This is a genomic window from Nocardia sp. NBC_01388, from assembly GCF_045040085.1.
GTDB lineage: Bacteria > Actinomycetota > Actinomycetes > Mycobacteriales > Mycobacteriaceae > Nocardia.
In genome coordinates, this window is the sequence record NZ_CP109553.1 from 2,223,337 (window position 1) to 2,239,507 (window position 16,171).

16 protein-coding genes and 2 pseudogenes are annotated in these 16,171 nt (G+C 65.2%); 6 read left to right on the forward strand and 12 right to left on the reverse strand.

Translation table 11 applies throughout. The features are described 5' to 3' along the window. Positions 1-52: 52 nt before the first annotated feature. Positions 53-364 carry a transcriptional regulator gene (locus tag OG716_RS10415; protein WP_405137421.1) on the reverse strand — a complete coding sequence of 104 codons (312 nt, stop codon included), beginning with the start codon at positions 362-364 and terminating at the stop codon, positions 53-55. Then, entirely contained in the window at positions 361-825 is a 465-nt protein-coding gene (locus tag OG716_RS10420; RefSeq protein WP_355127739.1) for a hypothetical protein, read from the reverse strand. Before OG716_RS10420 ends, OG716_RS10415 begins: the two co-directional genes overlap by 4 nt. Positions 826-990: 165 nt before the next feature. On the opposite strand from OG716_RS10420, the gene OG716_RS10425 reads away from it, so the two are divergent. Both OG716_RS10425 and OG716_RS10430 read left to right on the forward strand, forming a co-directional pair. Then, on the forward strand, positions 991-1,575 hold the full coding sequence (locus OG716_RS10425) for a TetR/AcrR family transcriptional regulator (RefSeq protein WP_405137422.1): 585 nt from the start codon (positions 991-993) through the stop codon (positions 1,573-1,575). Then, positions 1,572-2,405, forward strand: coding sequence for an alpha/beta fold hydrolase (locus tag OG716_RS10430; RefSeq protein ID WP_405137423.1), 834 nt, complete (start codon positions 1,572-1,574; stop codon positions 2,403-2,405). Before OG716_RS10425 ends, OG716_RS10430 begins: the two co-directional genes overlap by 4 nt. Positions 2,406-2,639: 234 nt before the next feature. Here the strand turns inward: OG716_RS10430 and OG716_RS10435 are convergent, their stop codons facing one another. Next, positions 2,640-3,242 carry a TetR/AcrR family transcriptional regulator gene (locus OG716_RS10435; protein ID WP_405137424.1) on the reverse strand — a complete coding sequence of 201 codons (603 nt, stop codon included), beginning with the start codon at positions 3,240-3,242 and terminating at the stop codon, positions 2,640-2,642. Positions 3,243-3,313: 71 nt separating this feature from the next. Here OG716_RS10435 and OG716_RS10440 point away from each other — a divergent pair, with 71 nt between their 5' ends. After that, a complete protein-coding gene (locus OG716_RS10440) occupies positions 3,314-4,387 on the forward strand; it encodes an aldo/keto reductase (protein ID WP_405137426.1) in 1,074 nt (357 codons plus the stop codon). 24 nt (positions 4,388-4,411) lie between these two features. Here the strand turns inward: OG716_RS10440 and OG716_RS10445 are convergent, their stop codons facing one another. Both OG716_RS10445 and OG716_RS10450 read right to left on the reverse strand, forming a co-directional pair. After that, positions 4,412-4,777, reverse strand: a complete 366-nt coding sequence (locus OG716_RS10445; protein WP_405137427.1) for a DoxX family protein — start codon at positions 4,775-4,777, stop codon at positions 4,412-4,414. A 200-nt stretch (positions 4,778-4,977) separates the two neighbouring features. Then, a complete protein-coding gene (locus OG716_RS10450; RefSeq protein WP_405137428.1) occupies positions 4,978-7,023 on the reverse strand; it encodes a M3 family metallopeptidase in 2,046 nt (681 codons plus the stop codon). Positions 7,024-7,146: 123 nt separating this feature from the next. Here OG716_RS10450 and OG716_RS10455 point away from each other — a divergent pair, with 123 nt between their 5' ends. Then, the gene (locus OG716_RS10455) at positions 7,147-7,521 is read left to right on the forward strand and encodes an avidin/streptavidin family protein (protein ID WP_405137429.1); all 375 of its coding nucleotides are present in this window, start codon (positions 7,147-7,149) and stop codon (positions 7,519-7,521) included. Between the two features lie 11 nt (positions 7,522-7,532). Here the strand turns inward: OG716_RS10455 and narI are convergent. From narI to OG716_RS10485, 6 genes and pseudogenes are all read right to left on the reverse strand, one after another. Then, positions 7,533-8,266: pseudogene (gene narI / locus OG716_RS10460) on the reverse strand (respiratory nitrate reductase subunit gamma). Continuing rightward, on the reverse strand, positions 8,263-8,901 hold the full coding sequence (gene narJ, locus OG716_RS10465; protein ID WP_405137430.1) for a nitrate reductase molybdenum cofactor assembly chaperone: 639 nt from the start codon (positions 8,899-8,901) through the stop codon (positions 8,263-8,265). The pseudogene narI and the gene narJ overlap by 4 nt, the downstream one beginning before the upstream one ends. Beyond that, a pseudogene (narY, locus tag OG716_RS10470) lies at positions 8,898-9,374 on the reverse strand (nitrate reductase subunit beta); the annotation flags it as partial. The gene narJ and the pseudogene narY, both read right to left, overlap by 4 nt. Before the next feature lie 560 nt (positions 9,375-9,934). Beyond that, positions 9,935-10,675, reverse strand: coding sequence for an ADP-ribosyltransferase (locus OG716_RS10475; protein ID WP_405137431.1), 741 nt, complete (start codon positions 10,673-10,675; stop codon positions 9,935-9,937). A gap of 131 nt (positions 10,676-10,806) precedes the next feature. Then, positions 10,807-11,373, reverse strand: coding sequence for a DUF308 domain-containing protein (locus OG716_RS10480; RefSeq protein WP_405137432.1), 567 nt, complete (start codon positions 11,371-11,373; stop codon positions 10,807-10,809). Between the two features lie 99 nt (positions 11,374-11,472). Next, complete coding sequence (locus tag OG716_RS10485) at positions 11,473-12,387, reverse strand: LysR family transcriptional regulator (RefSeq protein ID WP_405137433.1); 915 nt, start codon at positions 12,385-12,387, stop codon at positions 11,473-11,475. Positions 12,388-12,479: 92 nt separating this feature from the next. On the opposite strand from OG716_RS10485, the gene mqo reads away from it, so the two are divergent. Continuing rightward, on the forward strand, positions 12,480-13,964 hold the full coding sequence (mqo, locus tag OG716_RS10490; protein ID WP_405137434.1) for a malate dehydrogenase (quinone): 1,485 nt from the start codon (positions 12,480-12,482) through the stop codon (positions 13,962-13,964). 106 nt (positions 13,965-14,070) lie between these two features. Here the strand turns inward: mqo and OG716_RS10495 are convergent, their stop codons facing one another. Continuing rightward, the gene (locus OG716_RS10495) at positions 14,071-15,522 is read right to left on the reverse strand and encodes an amidase (protein WP_405137435.1); all 1,452 of its coding nucleotides are present in this window, start codon (positions 15,520-15,522) and stop codon (positions 14,071-14,073) included. A gap of 82 nt (positions 15,523-15,604) precedes the next feature. Between OG716_RS10495 and OG716_RS10500 the strand changes: the two genes are divergently transcribed. Then, the gene (locus OG716_RS10500; protein ID WP_405137436.1) at positions 15,605-16,171 is read left to right on the forward strand and encodes a dihydrofolate reductase family protein; all 567 of its coding nucleotides are present in this window, start codon (positions 15,605-15,607) and stop codon (positions 16,169-16,171) included.

Genomic DNA, 16,171 nt, shown 5'->3' on the forward strand with positions numbered 1-16,171 from the left:
CTCTCGTGCCGGGCATCGACGAACGCGCGCCCTCACCTTAGATTCCGCTGCCTCACTCACCTACCACCGGTGACGCGACACCGGCGACAATTTCCTGCAGTGCCGCGATATGACCGTTGAAGGCGTCGCGCCCGGTACTCGTCAATTGGGCGCGCACCTTGCGCCGGCCACCGTCGAGCCGCCGTTCGGTGAGGACGTATCCGGCCTCCTCGAGCGTCGCGAGCTGTTTGGACAGGGCCGAATCCGACAGCCCCAGACGATCTTTGAGGAAGGCGAACTCGGCCCAGTCGGCGGCGGCGAGAGTCGCGACGAGGGTGAGCCGGGTGCTCGGATGAATCAGTTCGTCGAACCGCGCAGTTGTCATGCCCGGGCCCAGCGGCGCAGCACCCGCAGCATCTCCGGGCCGCCGAATCCGATGACGGCCGCGACGAATACGCCCGCCCAGATACCGGCATGCCTGGCTCCGTCGGCATCGAGCGCGAATGCCACACCGATGGTGAGCGCAACGAGCCCCAGCAGCATGCCGATCACAACCAGCGGGGTGCGGCGACCCGCGACAGATGAGCTGACCTGGAGTTGATCCGTGCGCCGCCGACCATCGAGCAATCGTGACGCGAGGGCCGAATGCCCCATGCCGAAGGCCAGGGTGGCGACCGTGATGAGCCACGTCGGCCCGACACCGCCGATCACTCCGAGCACGAGCCACCCTGCGGCCATTGCCCACCAGTAACCGCGCGGCAGGCCGACCTCCTCGGCCACTCGGCGTTGCGCGGCGGCGGCCGCATCGAGTGCGGCGCGGGCTTGATCAGGTGCGGTGTTGTCCATGACGACTCCCTTACTTTCCTACTAGGAAAGTAAGATTCCCACTTTCCCACCAGGAAAGTCAAGGGCCATCGCGCAGGTAGACGGGTTCGGGACCATTTGCCGATGCTGGAAACCTATGTATATTAGGTTTTTGCCTAATCATCATAGGAAGAATGGAGAGCTGCGATGGCACCCCGAGCGGGTCTGTCCGCCGATCGCATTACCCGCGCCGCCGCCGAACTCGCCGACGAGGTGGGGTTCGACAATGTGACGCTGTCCGCGGTCGCCAGGAAGTTCGGCGTGAAGGATCCGAGCCTCTACTCGCATGTGCGCAATCTGCAGGATCTGCGCACGCGTATCGCGCTGTTGGGTGCCGTCGAGATGACCGACAAGATTGCCGCGGCCGTCGCGGGACGCGCGGGCAAGGATGCGCTTGTCGCCTTCGCAGATGCGTACCGCGACTTCGCGGTTCGCTATCCGGGCCGCTATGCCGCCACGCAGGGCCGGGTCGATCCCACCGCGATCGCCGACGCCCCCGGCCTGCGGCGCAGTGTGGAACTCACGACCGCCATGCTGCGCGCCTACAACCTCGACGATGACGACCTCATCGACGCAGGGCGGTTGCTGCGCAGCACTTTTCACGGCTACGCCACGCTCGAGACGAGCGGTGGCTTCACACACTCCCGCGAGACCGACAGCTCGTGGGCGCACATTCTGGATGCCCTGCACGTCCTGCTACTGCAGTGGCCGACTGTCAAGGAGAACCGATGAGATCCGATACCCTCCGCGTGCCCGGCGCACACCTCTATTACGAGGTGCGCGGCAATGGTCCACTGCTGCTGATGATTCCGGGTGGCGGCGGGGATGCCGCGGTGGTCGATCCGATCGCGGATCTGCTCGCCGAGCACTTCACCGTGGCCTGCCTGGATCCGCGCGGCTACTCCCGCAGCACCCTCGACGGCGCGGAGCCGCGGGACCAGCGGGTGCAGGTGCAGAGCGATGACGCCTACCGGCTGATCACGCATCTCACCGATGAGCCCGCCTGCGTATTCGGCGGCAGCAGCGGGGCGATTGCCGGCCTGGATCTGCTGGCTCGGCATCCGGAGCGCATCCGGCGGCTGGTCGCGCACGAACCGCCGTGCTTCGCAATCCTTCCCGATGCCGAGGAGCAGCGTGCCTTCGTCGAAGAGGTGTACACGCTCTTCCGCACCGAGGGCCTGGTCGCGGCGGGTATGCGATTCCTGGAAGGGATCGGCGGAACTTTGAAGCCGATGCCGGCGCCTGCGGAGCTGCCGCCCAGGGCCGCTGCCATGATGACGCGCCTGCAGGCCAATTCCCCGATCATGATGGAACACGAACTGCGCCAGTTCACTTCGCATATTCCGAATGTCGATGCGCTCGCCGGTGTTGTCGATCGGCTGGTGCTGGGCTCGGGCCGGGAGACCGGAACACACCTTCCGGCACGTCCAGCGACAGAACTCGCCAACCGGCTCGGCATCGAGGTCACCGAATTCCCGGGCGGCCACAGCGGTTTCACCGATGAACCCGAAGCGTTCGCCCGCCTGCTGCTGGAAACGCTGCTCGCCCCGGTGCGGAGCTGACGCTCGACGCACCCCGTGATCGGCCGAAGCGGATGACCGCGCACTGCTAGCGTCGATCCATGATCAGTCGAATACATCGACGCCTTCTTCGACTTCTACGTCAACGGCGCCATCGACGAATCCCTAGTCCGCCCCACCGTCGAACACGTCACCGGCCGCACCCTCCGAACCTTCGCCCAGTGGGCCACAACCCACGCCGAAGCCTTCCGCTAAACCACCGGTTCGGCGATCGGCTTATCGTCCGTCCGGCCGGAGGGCTGGTTCGATGTTGTCGAGTAGGTGGTCGGCGTAGTCGGCGTTGAGGGGGGCACCGGTGATCAGGAGGCGGTAGTAGAGGGCGCCGTAGATCAGGTCGATGACGATGTCGGGGTCCAAGGTTTGGCGGAAATCGCCCATATCAATGGCTTTCGAGATCAGGGCATGGGCGCCTGCTCGGCGGGTGGCGATGAAGCGTTCGCGGAGGGCTGTGGCCAGTTCGGGGTCGTGCTGGCTGGCGGCGACGAGGGCGACGAAGGGGCGGCGGGCGCGGGGGGCGTTCATCAGGTGGGCGACCTGGCGGACCTGGGTTCGGAGATTGGTGAGGGCATCGCCGTCGGCGGGGAATTCCAGTTTGGGGCTCGTGGCTTCGGCGAAGGCGTCCATGAGGACTGCTGCTTTGTTGGGCCACCAGCGGTAGATGGTGTTCTTGCTGACGCCGGCGCTGCGGGCGATGTCGTCGACGCTCAGGCCGGGGAGACCCTTATCGGTGAGTAGCTCGCGCGCCGCGGTGAGGACTGCTTGGCGGGCGCGCTCGCTGCGTGGCCTGCCGGGGGTGGCCGGTTCACCGGGGGTTGTCATGATGACCAGCCTACTATTACGATACTGCACGTTCAGTATCGTAATGAGAAATTGATCAGCACGGAGGCATCATGGCGCTCGATACCTATTACACGCTGGGCCGTTCGGGACTGCGGGTCAGCCCACTCGCTCTGGGCACCATGACGTTCGGGCAGTCGGACTGGGGCGCGGATGCCGAGACCTCGGGGCAGATCTTCGACGCCTACCTGGAGGCTGGCGGCAATTTTGTCGATACCGCGAACGCCTACAGCGGTGGCGCGAGCGAGGAACTGGTCGGGAAACTGCTCGCCGAGCGCGGGATTCGGGATCGCACGGTGCTGTCCACCAAGTTCACCCTCGGGGCGCGGCCCGGTGATCCCAATCTGGCGGGCAACGGCCGCAAAGCCATGCTGCGCTGCCTGGAGGATTCACTGCGCCGGCTCGGCACCGACTACATCGATCTCTACATCATGCACGCGTGGGACGGCCTGACTCCGGTGGAGGAGGTGATGCGCGGGATGGACGATCTGGTGTCCTCGGGCAAGGTGCGCTACATCGCGTTCTCGGACGTCCCCGCCTGGTACGCCGCACGTGCCCAGACGTTGGCCGAGTGGCGCGATTACGCGCCGCTGATCGCACTGCAGCTGGAGTACTCACTGGCCGAGCGCGGACTGGAATACGAATTCCCTTCCCTGGCGCAGGAATTGGGCATGGGTCTGATGACATGGGGTCCGCTGGCCAAGGGCTTGCTGTCGGGCAAGTACTCCGCCGATGCCTCGGCCACCGAGGACCTGCCCGAGGGCCGCGTCAAAGTCGCTGCCATCCACCGGCCTTCGCAGGACAACCGCAGTGAGCGCAATTGGCGCATCGTGACCGAACTGGCCGCGGTGGCCGAGGAGGTCGGCCGCAGCCCCGCCGAAGTGGCCGTGAACTGGGTGGCCAACCGGCCTGCGGTGGGCTCGGTTCTCTTGGGCGCCAGCAAACTTCACCAGATCCAGTCGACCGTGACGTCTCTCGACTTCACTCTCCCCGAAGAACTCCGCCACCGGCTGGACGAGATCAGCGCTCCCCCTGCGGCCGTGCCCTACAGCTTCATGACCTTGCTGCAGGGCGGCCTCAATGCCGATGTCCGGAACAAGCCGGCCGGCTACAGCGCACAGGCCTGAGCGACGTGTTCCGATACGTTCGCACTACAGCCAGGTGGTCGCGAGCCAAGCGGCAACACATGCCAGGACGAGCAGGAAGATATTCAACCCGATCACCTGGAACTCGCGCCGGCTGATGTGCAGCGCCAGCCCACCGACCTGCACCAATGCCAGACCGACAGCCGCGAGCAGGGCGAGCACCGGCGCGATACCGGTCAGCGGCGGCAGGATCAGCCCGAACGCGCCGAGCACCTCCAGCCCGCCGATACCGCGCACGAAGCTCATCGGCACGGTATCGATCCAGCCCATCATCGGCCGCAACTTTTCCTTGGACTGCACCACTTTGGTCCCACCGGAATACAGGTAGAACACGGCCAGCACGCCGCCGACGATCCAATACGCCACGTTCATTCAGCACATCCCTCTTGTTACAAGTTGTCGGGGGCACCCACGGAGGTCGGGATCATCGAAGTGCACTGCCAGACCCTGCTCGATCCCGATCAGCATCAGGCCCTGCTGCTGTTCATCACACACCCGGCAGCAGCAGCCAGGAAAAGCTCGACCTGCTGTCGGTGATCGGGAACCAGAACCTCACGGTCGGGCTGTGAGACTCAGGTGGTCAATCCGCGGCGAACCAGGAGCGGCTGGATTTCCGGGGCGCGGCCGCGGAAGGATTCGAAGGCGGTGAGGGGGTCTACGGAACCGCCTCGGGCGAGCAGTCCGCGCCGGAATTGTTCGCCCTTCTCACGGATTGTGGCGGCGCCGTCTTCGAACCATTCGACGGTGTCGGCGTCGAGGACTTCGCTCCAGATGTAGGAGTAGTAGCCCGCGCCGTAGCCGCCCGCGAAGATATGGGCGAAATAGCCGGTGCGATACCGGGGCGGGATCGCGGTGAGGGCGAGGCCGGCCTTGTGCAGGGCGGCTTCTTCGAAGAGTTCGGCGTCGATATCGGAGGTCTGGTCGGTGGTAATGCGGTGCCAGGCCCAGTCCAGGAGCGTCGCACCGAGGTATTCGACGGTGCGGAAGCCCTCGCCGAATTGTTCTGCGGCCACACGCTTTTCGATCAGTTCGGCGGGCATGGGCTCGCCGGTCTCGACATGGTGGGCGTAATTGGCCAGGATTTCGGGCCGGGCCGCCCACATCTCATTGACCTGGGACGGGAATTCCACGAAATCACGCGGCACCTGGGTGCCGGAGAAGAACGGGTACTGCACATCCGAGAACAGCCCGTGCAGCGCGTGCCCGAACTCGTGGAAGAGGGTGCGGACGTTGTCCCAGGTCAGTAGCGCCGGGTCGCCGGCGGGCGGCTTCACGATATTCAGATTGTTGATCACCACCGCCTTGGTGCCCTCCAGACCGGACTGGTCGACGAGCGAGTTCATCCAGGCGCCACCACGTTTGGACGGGCGAGCGAAGAAATCGCCGAGGAACAGGCCCAGACCGCTCCCGTCGGTGTCGAAGACCTCGAAGACCCGGACCTCGGGGTGGTAGCCCACCAGATCCGTACGCTCCTGGAAGGTGATGCCGTAAACCTGCTGCGCGGCATAGAAAACGCCGTCCCGCAGGACGCGCTCCAGTTCCAGGTAGGGGCGCAGCGCATCGGCATCCACCGAGAACCGTTCGGCCCGCACCTTTTCCGACCAATACAGCCAATCCCAGGAGTGCAGTTCACCCGCCGCCGGGTCGGCAGCGTGCATGGCCACCGTCAACTCGGCTGCTTCGCGCTCGGCATTGGCCACGGCCGGTCCGATCAAGCGGGTGAGCATCTCCTCGACCGCCTCCGGCGTCTTCGCCGTCTGGTCCGCCACGATGTACGTGGCATGGTCCGGGTAGCCGAGCAGTGCGGCCCGCGCGGCGCGCAGGCTCGCGATCCGGCCTGCGAGTTCACTATTGGGGCTGCTGGCACCGAACCCACGGCCCAGCGAGGCCATCATCATCCGGTGCCGCACATCGCGGTCGGCCAGATCGGCGAGAACCGGCTGGTTGGAGACGTTCTGCAGGCTCAGCGCCCACTCCCCCTCGTGTCCCAGCGACTTGGCGTTCTCGGCCGCCGCGGCGACCGCGGTGGGCGCGAGCCCGGCGAGCTGCTCCTCGGAATCCAGCAGCAGGGTGGCGGCATTGGTTGCGGCCAGAATATTGTGCCCGAACTCGGTTGTCGCCGAGGCCAACTCCATATTCCAGGCCCGCAGCTGATCCTGCTCGGTGTCGTTCAACGCGGCGCCCGCCCGGACGAATCGGGTGTGGTACCGCTCGAGCAGCCGCGACTCCTCGGCGCTCAGACCCAAGCTGTCGCGCTGTTCGTGGAGCGCCCGGATGCGAGCGAAGAGCTGCGGGTTCAACAGCATCGCATCACTGAGCGCTGCCAGCTTCGGCGACAGCTCGGCCTCGATCGCCTCCGTCTCCTTGGTGGAGTCCGAGGAGGCGATATTGAAGAACACATTGGCGACCCGGGTCAGCACGGCCCCCGAACGCTCCAGCGCCACGACCGTATTCGCGAAGGTCGGCGCGTCCGCCGCGGCGGCGATGGCGTTGACCTCCTCCAGCTTCTCGGCCATGCCCGCCTCGAAGGCGGGGAGATAGTGCTCCGCGCGGATTTCCGCGAACGGCGGCAGCTGGTACGGCAGGGTGCTGGGTTCGAAGAACGGGTTGCTCGTCACCACCGAACCCTATGCCGGAACCGCGCGGGAAGCCCACCGAACCCGGTGCTCGCGCGCGGGGCGGTCGCACCGGCTCGATCATCTCGAATTAGCCTCGCGTCATCCGGGTATACGGGAGCTGTGATGGATTTGCACTGGAATGGCTCCTGGGTCAATGAGTACGGATCGCGATTGACGATCACCGATGATGCGGACGGGCGGCTGACCGGCACCTTCGAGACGGCATTGGGCGACAGCGCCTTCGCCGCCTCCGCGGTGCCCATCATCGGCCTGCACCGCGGCCCGTGCGCGCAGTTCTCGTTCGTGGCGGCCGGTGATATTGCCAGCATCTGCTCGTTCACCGGGCTGCTGCGGGAGGAGAAGTTGCACGCCGCCTGGCATGCGGTCTCCGACGAGGCGATCAAACCGCCCTATCCGGGAGCAGAGCCCAAGCTGATGGCTCTGCCCTGGGCGCACGCGGTACTGACCAATAGCGATACCTTCACTCGCACAAGCTGATCCAGCGAGTACTACTGGACCCGCTCCCAGCCGCGCGGCGGGCGCTGGGCGCCGAGGGATTCCTCACGGCTGCGGTAGACGATGTACGGGCGGGTCAGATAGCCGACCGGCGCGGAGAACACGTGCACCAGACGGCTGAACGGCCAGAAGGCGAAGAGTGCGCAGGCGCAGAGCGCGTGCAGCTGGAAGCCCAGTGGTGCGGAGACCATGAGCTCCGGCTTCGGCCGGAAGTAGAAGATGGAGCGGAACCAGGGCGCGATGTCCTCGCGGTAATTGTGCGCGTAGCCGGTCAGATTGCCGTGCAGCGTCGCACCGAGGCCGAGCGCCAGCGTAAGACCCAGCAGGACGTACATCATTTTGTCGTTGCGCGTGGTCGCCGAGAACACCGGGCCGACGGTCCGCCGCCGATAGATCAGGATGAGCAGCCCGGCGACGGTGGCCACCCCCGCGATCGCGCCGAGGCTGAATGACGCGCGTGATACATGCTTTCGCTGATCCCGGCGGCATCGGTCCACGACTCCGGAATCACCAGGCCGATGACATGCCCGAGGAAGACGAAGATGATGCCGTAGTGGAACAGCGGGCTGCCGAGCCGCAGCAGCCGGTTCTCGTAGATCTGCGAGGAGCGGGTGGTCCAGCCGAACTTGTGGTAGCGATACCGCCAGATCAGGCCGACCACGCAGATCGCCAGTGCGGCATAGGGAACCGCCACCCACAGCAGGACATCCTCGGCGCTGAGCGTCATCGCCGCGCTCCGATCACCTGCGGCATGTAGGTCGGCGGGGCGAACGGTTCCAGGCCGACGTCCTCACCGGGCGGTCCGGCAGCGACAAGCCGTGCGATGGCATCGTGTTCGTCGCCACGCAGGGCGGGCAGCGTCGCCGAGAGCGATTCGAGAACCCCGGTCCACGGCGACTGCGCGGCACGCAGGGCAAGGCGCATGACCTCGATTCCCGCGCGGTGATCCTCGAGCAGCTGCTGCCCCGGTTCCGGGTACGCGGCAGCGAATTCCAGCACCACGCACAGGTGATCGGACAGCTCGCCGTCATCGAGCACCAGCCCGGACGCGCGATAGAGCTGTTTGAATTTCAGCAGCGCCATCCCCCTCTTGCGGGTGTCCCCGTACAGGAACCACGTCAGATACGGGCTGAACCGCTTGCGATGATCGAACGTCTCGACGTATTCGGTTGCCAGCGTGAGCGGTTGGCTGCGTTCGAGATGATTCAACAGCGGTTGCAACGGTGCACCGACTGCCTCCGGCAGCGCCGAGGCCGTCCGGCACAGCAGCGACAGCGAATCCAGCAGCCGCTCATCGGGATATCCGAGCAGCATCGATTGCACCTGCCACGCTCCGGAACGTACAGAATCCGTCAGCTTCATTTGCGGTGCCTTCCGCCGTTGGTCTGTGGCATGAGCCCGTCCGGGGCTCCGCGGCCGTCCCAATTGAGCAGATTGACGCGTCCGGCTCCTTCGATCGCCGCCCCGGTATCGGCGGCCTGGCGTTCCTGCAGCATGCGGAAGTTCTCCACCGCAACGGGAGTCAGGGGGCCGGAGCTCTCGCCGAACGGGCCCGAACCGGTCATGCCGGGGCCGCCGTCGTAGTCGAGGCTGCAGTCGGTGGCCAATTCCTCCAGGCCGTGCGCCTGTTCGGCGTGCGCGGGCGGAATGACGTAGCGGTCCTCGTATTTGGCGAGCGCCAGCAGGCGGTACATGTCGTAGAGGTCTTCTTCGCTCATGCCGACCTTGGCGGCGATCTCCGGGCGCGCCTCGCGGCCCAGATTCAGATCGCGCATATAGCCGCGCATAGCGGCGAGACGGCGCAGTACGGCGTCGACCGGCGCCGGATCGCCGGCACGCCGTGCGTGGAGCGCACCCACTTTGTCGTGGGACCAGCGGTCACGATAGAAATCGTCGGCTTGGCGTCCGCCGGTGCGGTATTCACTGCGCAGATCCGGTGATATGTCCGCCCGGGTGAAAAACCGTCTCGCCTTGATCAGCGCCTCGGTCAGCTCCCCGTCGAGCACAGTCCCGTTCTTACGCGCCATCCGCCCTGCCTCTCACCGTGACCGGGCGGCGTCTCGTCGCACGATCTCCTCGAGCACACGAATAGCCGAACCGTACCGGCAAAGGTCCAGCAATCGTGGAATTCAGGAGGTGTCGACGTGGATCAGGTGGTCAGGCGGCCTCGGGTGTGGCCATTGACCTGGGCGGTGTTCATCCGTCAATGATCCGAGAACTTCGGAGACATCAGCATCCGTTCACTCGGTGGAACGGAGTCGCGAAGCCGCTTGCTGTCATCGATTGCACGCAGAGCTTCAGCGACTACATCTGGAGCCGGGAGGGTAACGCCGGCTTCCTCCGGCGTGGAGAACGTCTTCCCTGCTATGTGCTCACTCATCCGAAGTCCGTTCCACTAGAGGTCTATCATATCAATTTCGACTTCTTCTACACGGGGATCCTCCATCCTGCGGACCACGAGAAATTTCGATCCCGAGCCAAATAGCACCTCGCGCTCCCAAGGGTTCTGCGAGTATCTACCCAGTGGACTACCATATCTCGAGAAGATGTTGTACCTCACGTTTCCGTTTCCGAGAAACGCCTGTGACAGGCCGCGCGAAGTGCTGGTAAACGCTTTCTCGGTGACTACAACTCCAGGTTGATATTTTGCCAGCACCTCGGCCGGTAGCTGTGCGCCGCGATGCACGACGCCTTCGTAGTTGGGGAGTTTGGCGAGCGCACTGTTGATGGCATCGATTCGTACCTGATGTTCGGGTGTCACATAATCATTTCGGAGTGCAACGTTCAGGTCGTAGCACCCGGCACCGGTGTATCTCCTAAGCTCTTTACGCTCGCCCCGGGTAAGAATGTCATCGCGACGCCATATCCCGAATGTCTTGGCCGATTGCGGCAAGCTACCCGGTGGTGCAAGTTTTACAGCTTCCGGTTCGCCTATCGTCGCATAATGCTCCAAAATGTTTCTCGCAGACAGCGAATCTTCATCTATAAATGATTTAGCTGCACGCGAAGCCGACCCACCGAAATTCTCAATGTGCTTCGCGATCGTTTCGCTCGCTTGCAAGAATCCAGGATGTTCGGTCGAGCCCTTGAGTCTTGTGATCACATCCCGCAGTGCTGTTTTTAATGGATCTTCCATGAATCTTCTCGGCGGGCATCGGTGGGCCGCGACATCGCGCGTGTGCAGCGGCCAAAGACATACGAAAGCCGATCACCGTGGCCAGTGCAATCTGGGCAACCTCCCAGTAGCGGGAAGAGTATTGCGAGGCGCTACTGGAAAGCCATGCCGGCGCGCTCCACGCGCGCGGCAGTCGACATCTCGGTAATGCCGAGGGCGATCGTGAACAACCCGACGGCCACCGAGAGCGAGACGGTCGACTGGAAGGGCCCGACCGCGACCACGGCACCCACCACCGTCGTGCACAGCCCGAAGATCTCCTGCCAGCCCGAACCCGTGAACTCGTCGGACCAGGCCGCGACGAGCGCCTGCACGATGCCGCGGATCATCCAGCCCATGCCGATCCACAAGGCCAGCAACAGCACCCACTGCCCGCTGTTGATGCACCACAGGGCGAACAGCAGTGCCGTCAGGCCGCCGAAGAACTCCAGCACCTTCAGGGGCGTCGCGATATTTGCACCGAATGCCACGATGAACTGCGCGCCGCCGGTGGCCAGCAGGACCAGTCCGCACAGGATGCCCTCGACCGTCACGGACTTGTTCGGCCAGACCGCCAGGGTGAGTCCCACCAGCACCGAACACGCGCCCACGACCAGCAGTGCCTGCCAAGCCCAGTCGGCAAACACCGCGGTACGCCCCTCGATCCGATTGGTGGGCATAGATCGATGATATGACCGATTAGTCCAGATGATCGGAGGATGGCGTATCCCGCACGTCTGCACGGCATGCCGGGCGGGTCAGCTGAATCGCCGCATTGTTCAGGATGCGGCCTTGTCGATGTGGGCCATGGCGTGCGTCGCGAGGTAGTCGTGCAGGCGCGCGACGGCGGGGGTCGGCCGATGGTTTCCGGCGACCAGGCCGATGCTGCGGTCGCGCGGACCGGCGAGCGCTATGCGATGCAGGTCGGGGTGCGGGATTTCGGGTTCGGGCAGCAGGGCGATGCCGAGGCCGTGTGCGACGAAGGCACGCAGGGTTTCGAATTCGGTGATCTCGAACGGCACGCGTGGAATGAATCCGGCCTCGGCGCACCAGGAGTCGAGGAGGTGGCGCAGATGGTAGGTGGGCGGGCTGGCGATGAAGGATTCTTCGGCCAGGTCGCCGAGGTCGATCGCGTCCCGATCGGCGAGGCGGTGCGTGCGGGCGACGTAGAGGTGAATGCGCTGGTGGCCCAGCACCGTTGCGGGTAGGTCGGCCGGCGCGGGAATCATCACCGCGAGGTCCAGTAGCCCTTCCCTGACCTGGGCGGCAAGCGCTTCTCCATGAGCTTGCACGAGGTGCAAGCGGATTCGCGGTGCACTGCTGTGGAAGTCGGCGAGCAGTGAGGGGATGCTGACCGGACCCAGGGTGAGTGGGAAGCCGAAGCGTACGAGGCCGCTTTCCGGATCGGCATTGCTGCGCACCACACTCACCGCGTCGTCGAGTGCGCCGACCAGATGCCGGGTGCGCTCGAACAGTTCACGACCTGCCGGGGTGAGCGTGACACCGCGCCCCACCGGCTGGAACAGCTGCACGCCCAGCGTCTTCTCGACGCTCTTCAAGCGGCGGCTCAACGACGATTGCGGGATGCCCAGAACCTGTGCGGCGCGTGTGATGTGACCCTCACCGGCGGCTGCGTCGAAGGCGGCTAGCAGTGGAGCGAGCGCCTCGACCTCGGCCGACAGATATCCATCCATATTCGGATCATATGCGCCCGAAATCGACATTGGACGGATGAGACGATGCGGCGTGACGATGTCTTCAGGACCACAGATCAGGAGGCAGTCGTATGGAAGGCGTGCGCGAGGCAGCGGAATCCACCGCAGCGGCAGAGGTATTCGATGTGGTTCTCATCGGGGGCGGCGTGATGTCGGCGACGCTGGGCGCACTGCTCGCGAAGGTGCGGCCGGAGTGGTCGACGGTCATGTTCGAGCGCCTCGACGAGGTCGCGGCCGAGAGCTCGAATGCGTGGAACAACGCGGGGACCGGGCATTCGGGGTTGTGCGAACTGAACTACATGCCCGATCCCAGCGAGTCCGCGAAGTCCGAACAGATCGGGCAGGCGTTCCAGCTGTCGCGGCAGTTCTGGGCATCGCTGGTCGCGGATGGCGATATTGCGGATCCGGCCTCGTTCATCAATTCCACCCCGCATATGGATGTCGTGTTCGGTGAGCACGATATCGCCTATCTGCGAACGCGATTCGAGACACTGCGGGACCTGCCATTGTTCTCGGCAATGCGGTACAGCCAGGATCCCGAGGTCATCGCCGAATGGGCGCCGCTGCTGATGGCCGGGCGTGACCGTGCGGAAGCGGTCGCAGCCACTCGATACGAGGGCGGTACCGATGTCGACTTCGGTGCTTTGACGCGGGCACTGGTGAAATCCATGACCGCTGCGGGCGCGCAGGTACGGACGCGGCACGAAGTGACCGGACTGCATCGAGACTCCGACGGGCTCTGGACCGTCACCGGCCGAGATCGGAATACCAAACGGCGCTTCGCTGTCCGCGCGCGGTTCGTGTTCGTCGGGGCGGGTGGATACGCGCTGAAGCTGCTGCAGAAGGCGCGGATTCCCGAGGTTGAGGGCTACGCGGTGTTCCCCTTCGGAGCCCAGTTCCTGCGTACCGACAATCCCGAAATCGTCGAGCAGCACGATGCGAAGGTCTACAGCCAAGCCGCACTCGGCGCACCGCCCATGTCGGTACCGCACCTCGACAAGCGGGTGGTCGACGGACGCGAATCGCTATTGTTCGGTCCCTACGCGACATTCAGCACACGGCTGCTCAAACACGGTCGGCTCGTCGATCTGTTCACGACCCTGCGGCTGCGCAATATCGGCGTACTGCTCGCGGTCGGAGTGCAGAATCTGGCGCTTGTCGGTTATCTGATCGGGCAGCTGTTGTCGACGCGCCGCAGGAAATTCGCACAGCTGCAACGGTTCTACCCCGCCGCCGATCCTGCCGACTGGTATCCGGTGCAGGCCGGTCAGCGTGCGCAGTTGGTCAAACCGGATCCCGGCAAGATCGGAATTCTGACCTTCGGCACCGAATTGGTGACCGGGGCAGACGGGACGATCGCAGGCTTGCTGGGTGCTTCTCCCGGTGCGTCGACGGCCCCGGCGATCATGATCGAGCTACTGAATCGGTGCTTCTCCGAACAGCAACTGGCATGGGAGCCGCCACTCCGGAAGATGCTGCCCGCCATCGACTCCGATCAGCATTCGGTCGACGACTATCTGGCTCGAACAGGTGAAATCCTCAGGCTGGCACAGTAATCCGCCGTGCTGGTCCCGATGCTCCACGGGCTGACCGTGGAGCATCGGGACCAGCGTGCGCCGGAAGCAGTCGGCGGCGCCCCGAGCTTCGCCGAGCCGGCGCGACCTACTCCGGTGCTACGAAGCCGCCGATCTCCTGCTCGAGCAGTTCGGCCAGCCGCAGCGGAGTGCGGTCCTCCAGCATCGGGCCGATGAGCTGCACACCCACCGGCAGACCCTCGGGCGACCGGCCCCCGGGGATGACGGTGGCGGGAAGCCCGGGCATTGTCACCAGGCCCGCCCAGACGAGCTGATCGCCGAACGGGTATGCGGCGCCGTCGATGTCGAGCCGTCGCTCCACGAAGTTGGGGTTGTGGTCGTGCGGGAACGCCGGAGTCGGCGTGATCGGGGTGACCACGACATCGAATTCGGCGAACAGCTGCCGCCAGCCGTGGCGATGGACTTCGCGCCGATCGTTGGCGGCGATCCAATCGCGATAGCTGAACGCAGCGCCACGCAACCGGGCTGCGTCGAGACTCCGGTCGTCCGGGCCCACTGCGGCGGCGAAGGTCCGCATCAGTTCGTACCGGTCCTCGGGGAAGCCGGCGGCGAGGGTCGCCAGCAGCAACTCGGTGTAAAGCGTTGCGGCTTCGGTCAGGTCGGGCAGCAGCGGACTGTGCCGTTCGACGCGAGCGCCCGCGGCGACAAGCGTGTCAGCGACCTTGTTCACCGCCGCCCGCACCGCGGACCCGGTCGGAATGAGCGGATGCTCCTCCAGAATCAGGACACGGAAATCACCGAGCCGCTCGTGGCGCGCGGCCGGCAGCGCCAAGTCGTATCCGACGCCCAGTGTCAGCGGATCCGGCCCGGCCATCACGTCCAGCAGCAGGGCGAGATCGCGGGCGGTGCGTGCCATCGGGCCGACGACGGAGAGGTCACGGTCGGACGGCAGTGCCGGTGCGGGCGGCGGGACATGCCCGCGCGTCGGTACCAGCCCGTAGGTCGGCTTGTGGGCGTAGACCCCGCAGAAATGCGCGGGCGTGCGCAGCGAACCGCCGATATCGGACCCGATGGACAGCGCCCCGAACCCGGCCGCCAGCGCCGCGGCGGAACCACCGGACGATCCGCCCGGGGTCCGCCCGAGATCCCACGGATTGTTGGTGGTCCCGTAGATCTCGTTGTAGCTCTGCAGATCCCCCAGCATGATCGGCACATTGGTCTTCCCGAGCACCACCGCACCCGCGGCCTTCAACCGCGAAACCTGTACCGCATCCTCCTGCGGCACAAAGTCCCGCTGCTCCGGCACACCCCAGGTGGTCGGCAACCCGGCAACGTTATAGGACTCTTTGACCGTCACCGGAATCCCCAGCAGTGCGCCGTCCTCCCCTCGCCCGCGCGCCGCATCAGCCTCGCGCGCGGCTCCTCGCGCCCGATCGAAATCCGGCACACACACCGCATTGATCGCCTTGTCGTCCCGCTCGATACGAGCAATCACCTCCTCGGTCAATTCCACCGAGGAAACCTCACCCGCCCGCAATGCCGCCGAAAGCTCTTCGGCCGACTGAAAACTCCACTCCATCGAACCGACCCTACCGGGCGATCCGACCGACAACAGTGGGCAGACAGCGATGAGTTCTGTCCCCCGGTGCAGTCTGATCTGTATGGGCAAACTCATCTATGGCTTCAATGTGTCGGTGGACGGGTACATCGCCGACGCACAGGGCAATATCGACTGGTCCGAACCGAGCGAAGAGCTTCACCAGTACTGGAACGACTTCGAGCGGGAGACCGCCCTGTCGTTCTACGGGCGGCGGGTCTACGAACTGATGTCCGCGTACTGGCCGACCGCTGACAAGGCTCCGGACGCCACCCCGCTGATCGTCGACTTCGCCAGCATCTGGCGCGATATGCCCAAGGTCGTGTTCTCACGCACCCTGGAGTCGGTCGACTGGAACTCCCGCTTGGAACGCGGCGACCCGGTCGAGGTGGTGCGGAAACTGAAAGCCGAAACCGACGGCAGGCTGGAGGTGGCCGGCGCGACGCTGGCCGCACCGATCGTGCAGGCCGGGCTGGTGGACGAGTTCCGGATCGTTGTCGCGCCCACCGCCGTGGGCGGCGGCACCCCGTTCTTCCCGAGCCTGCCGTCCTGGATATCGCTGCGACTGTTGGAGAACCGCACCTTCCCGGGCGGCACGGTCCTGCTGCGCTACGAGGCGAAACACGACTGA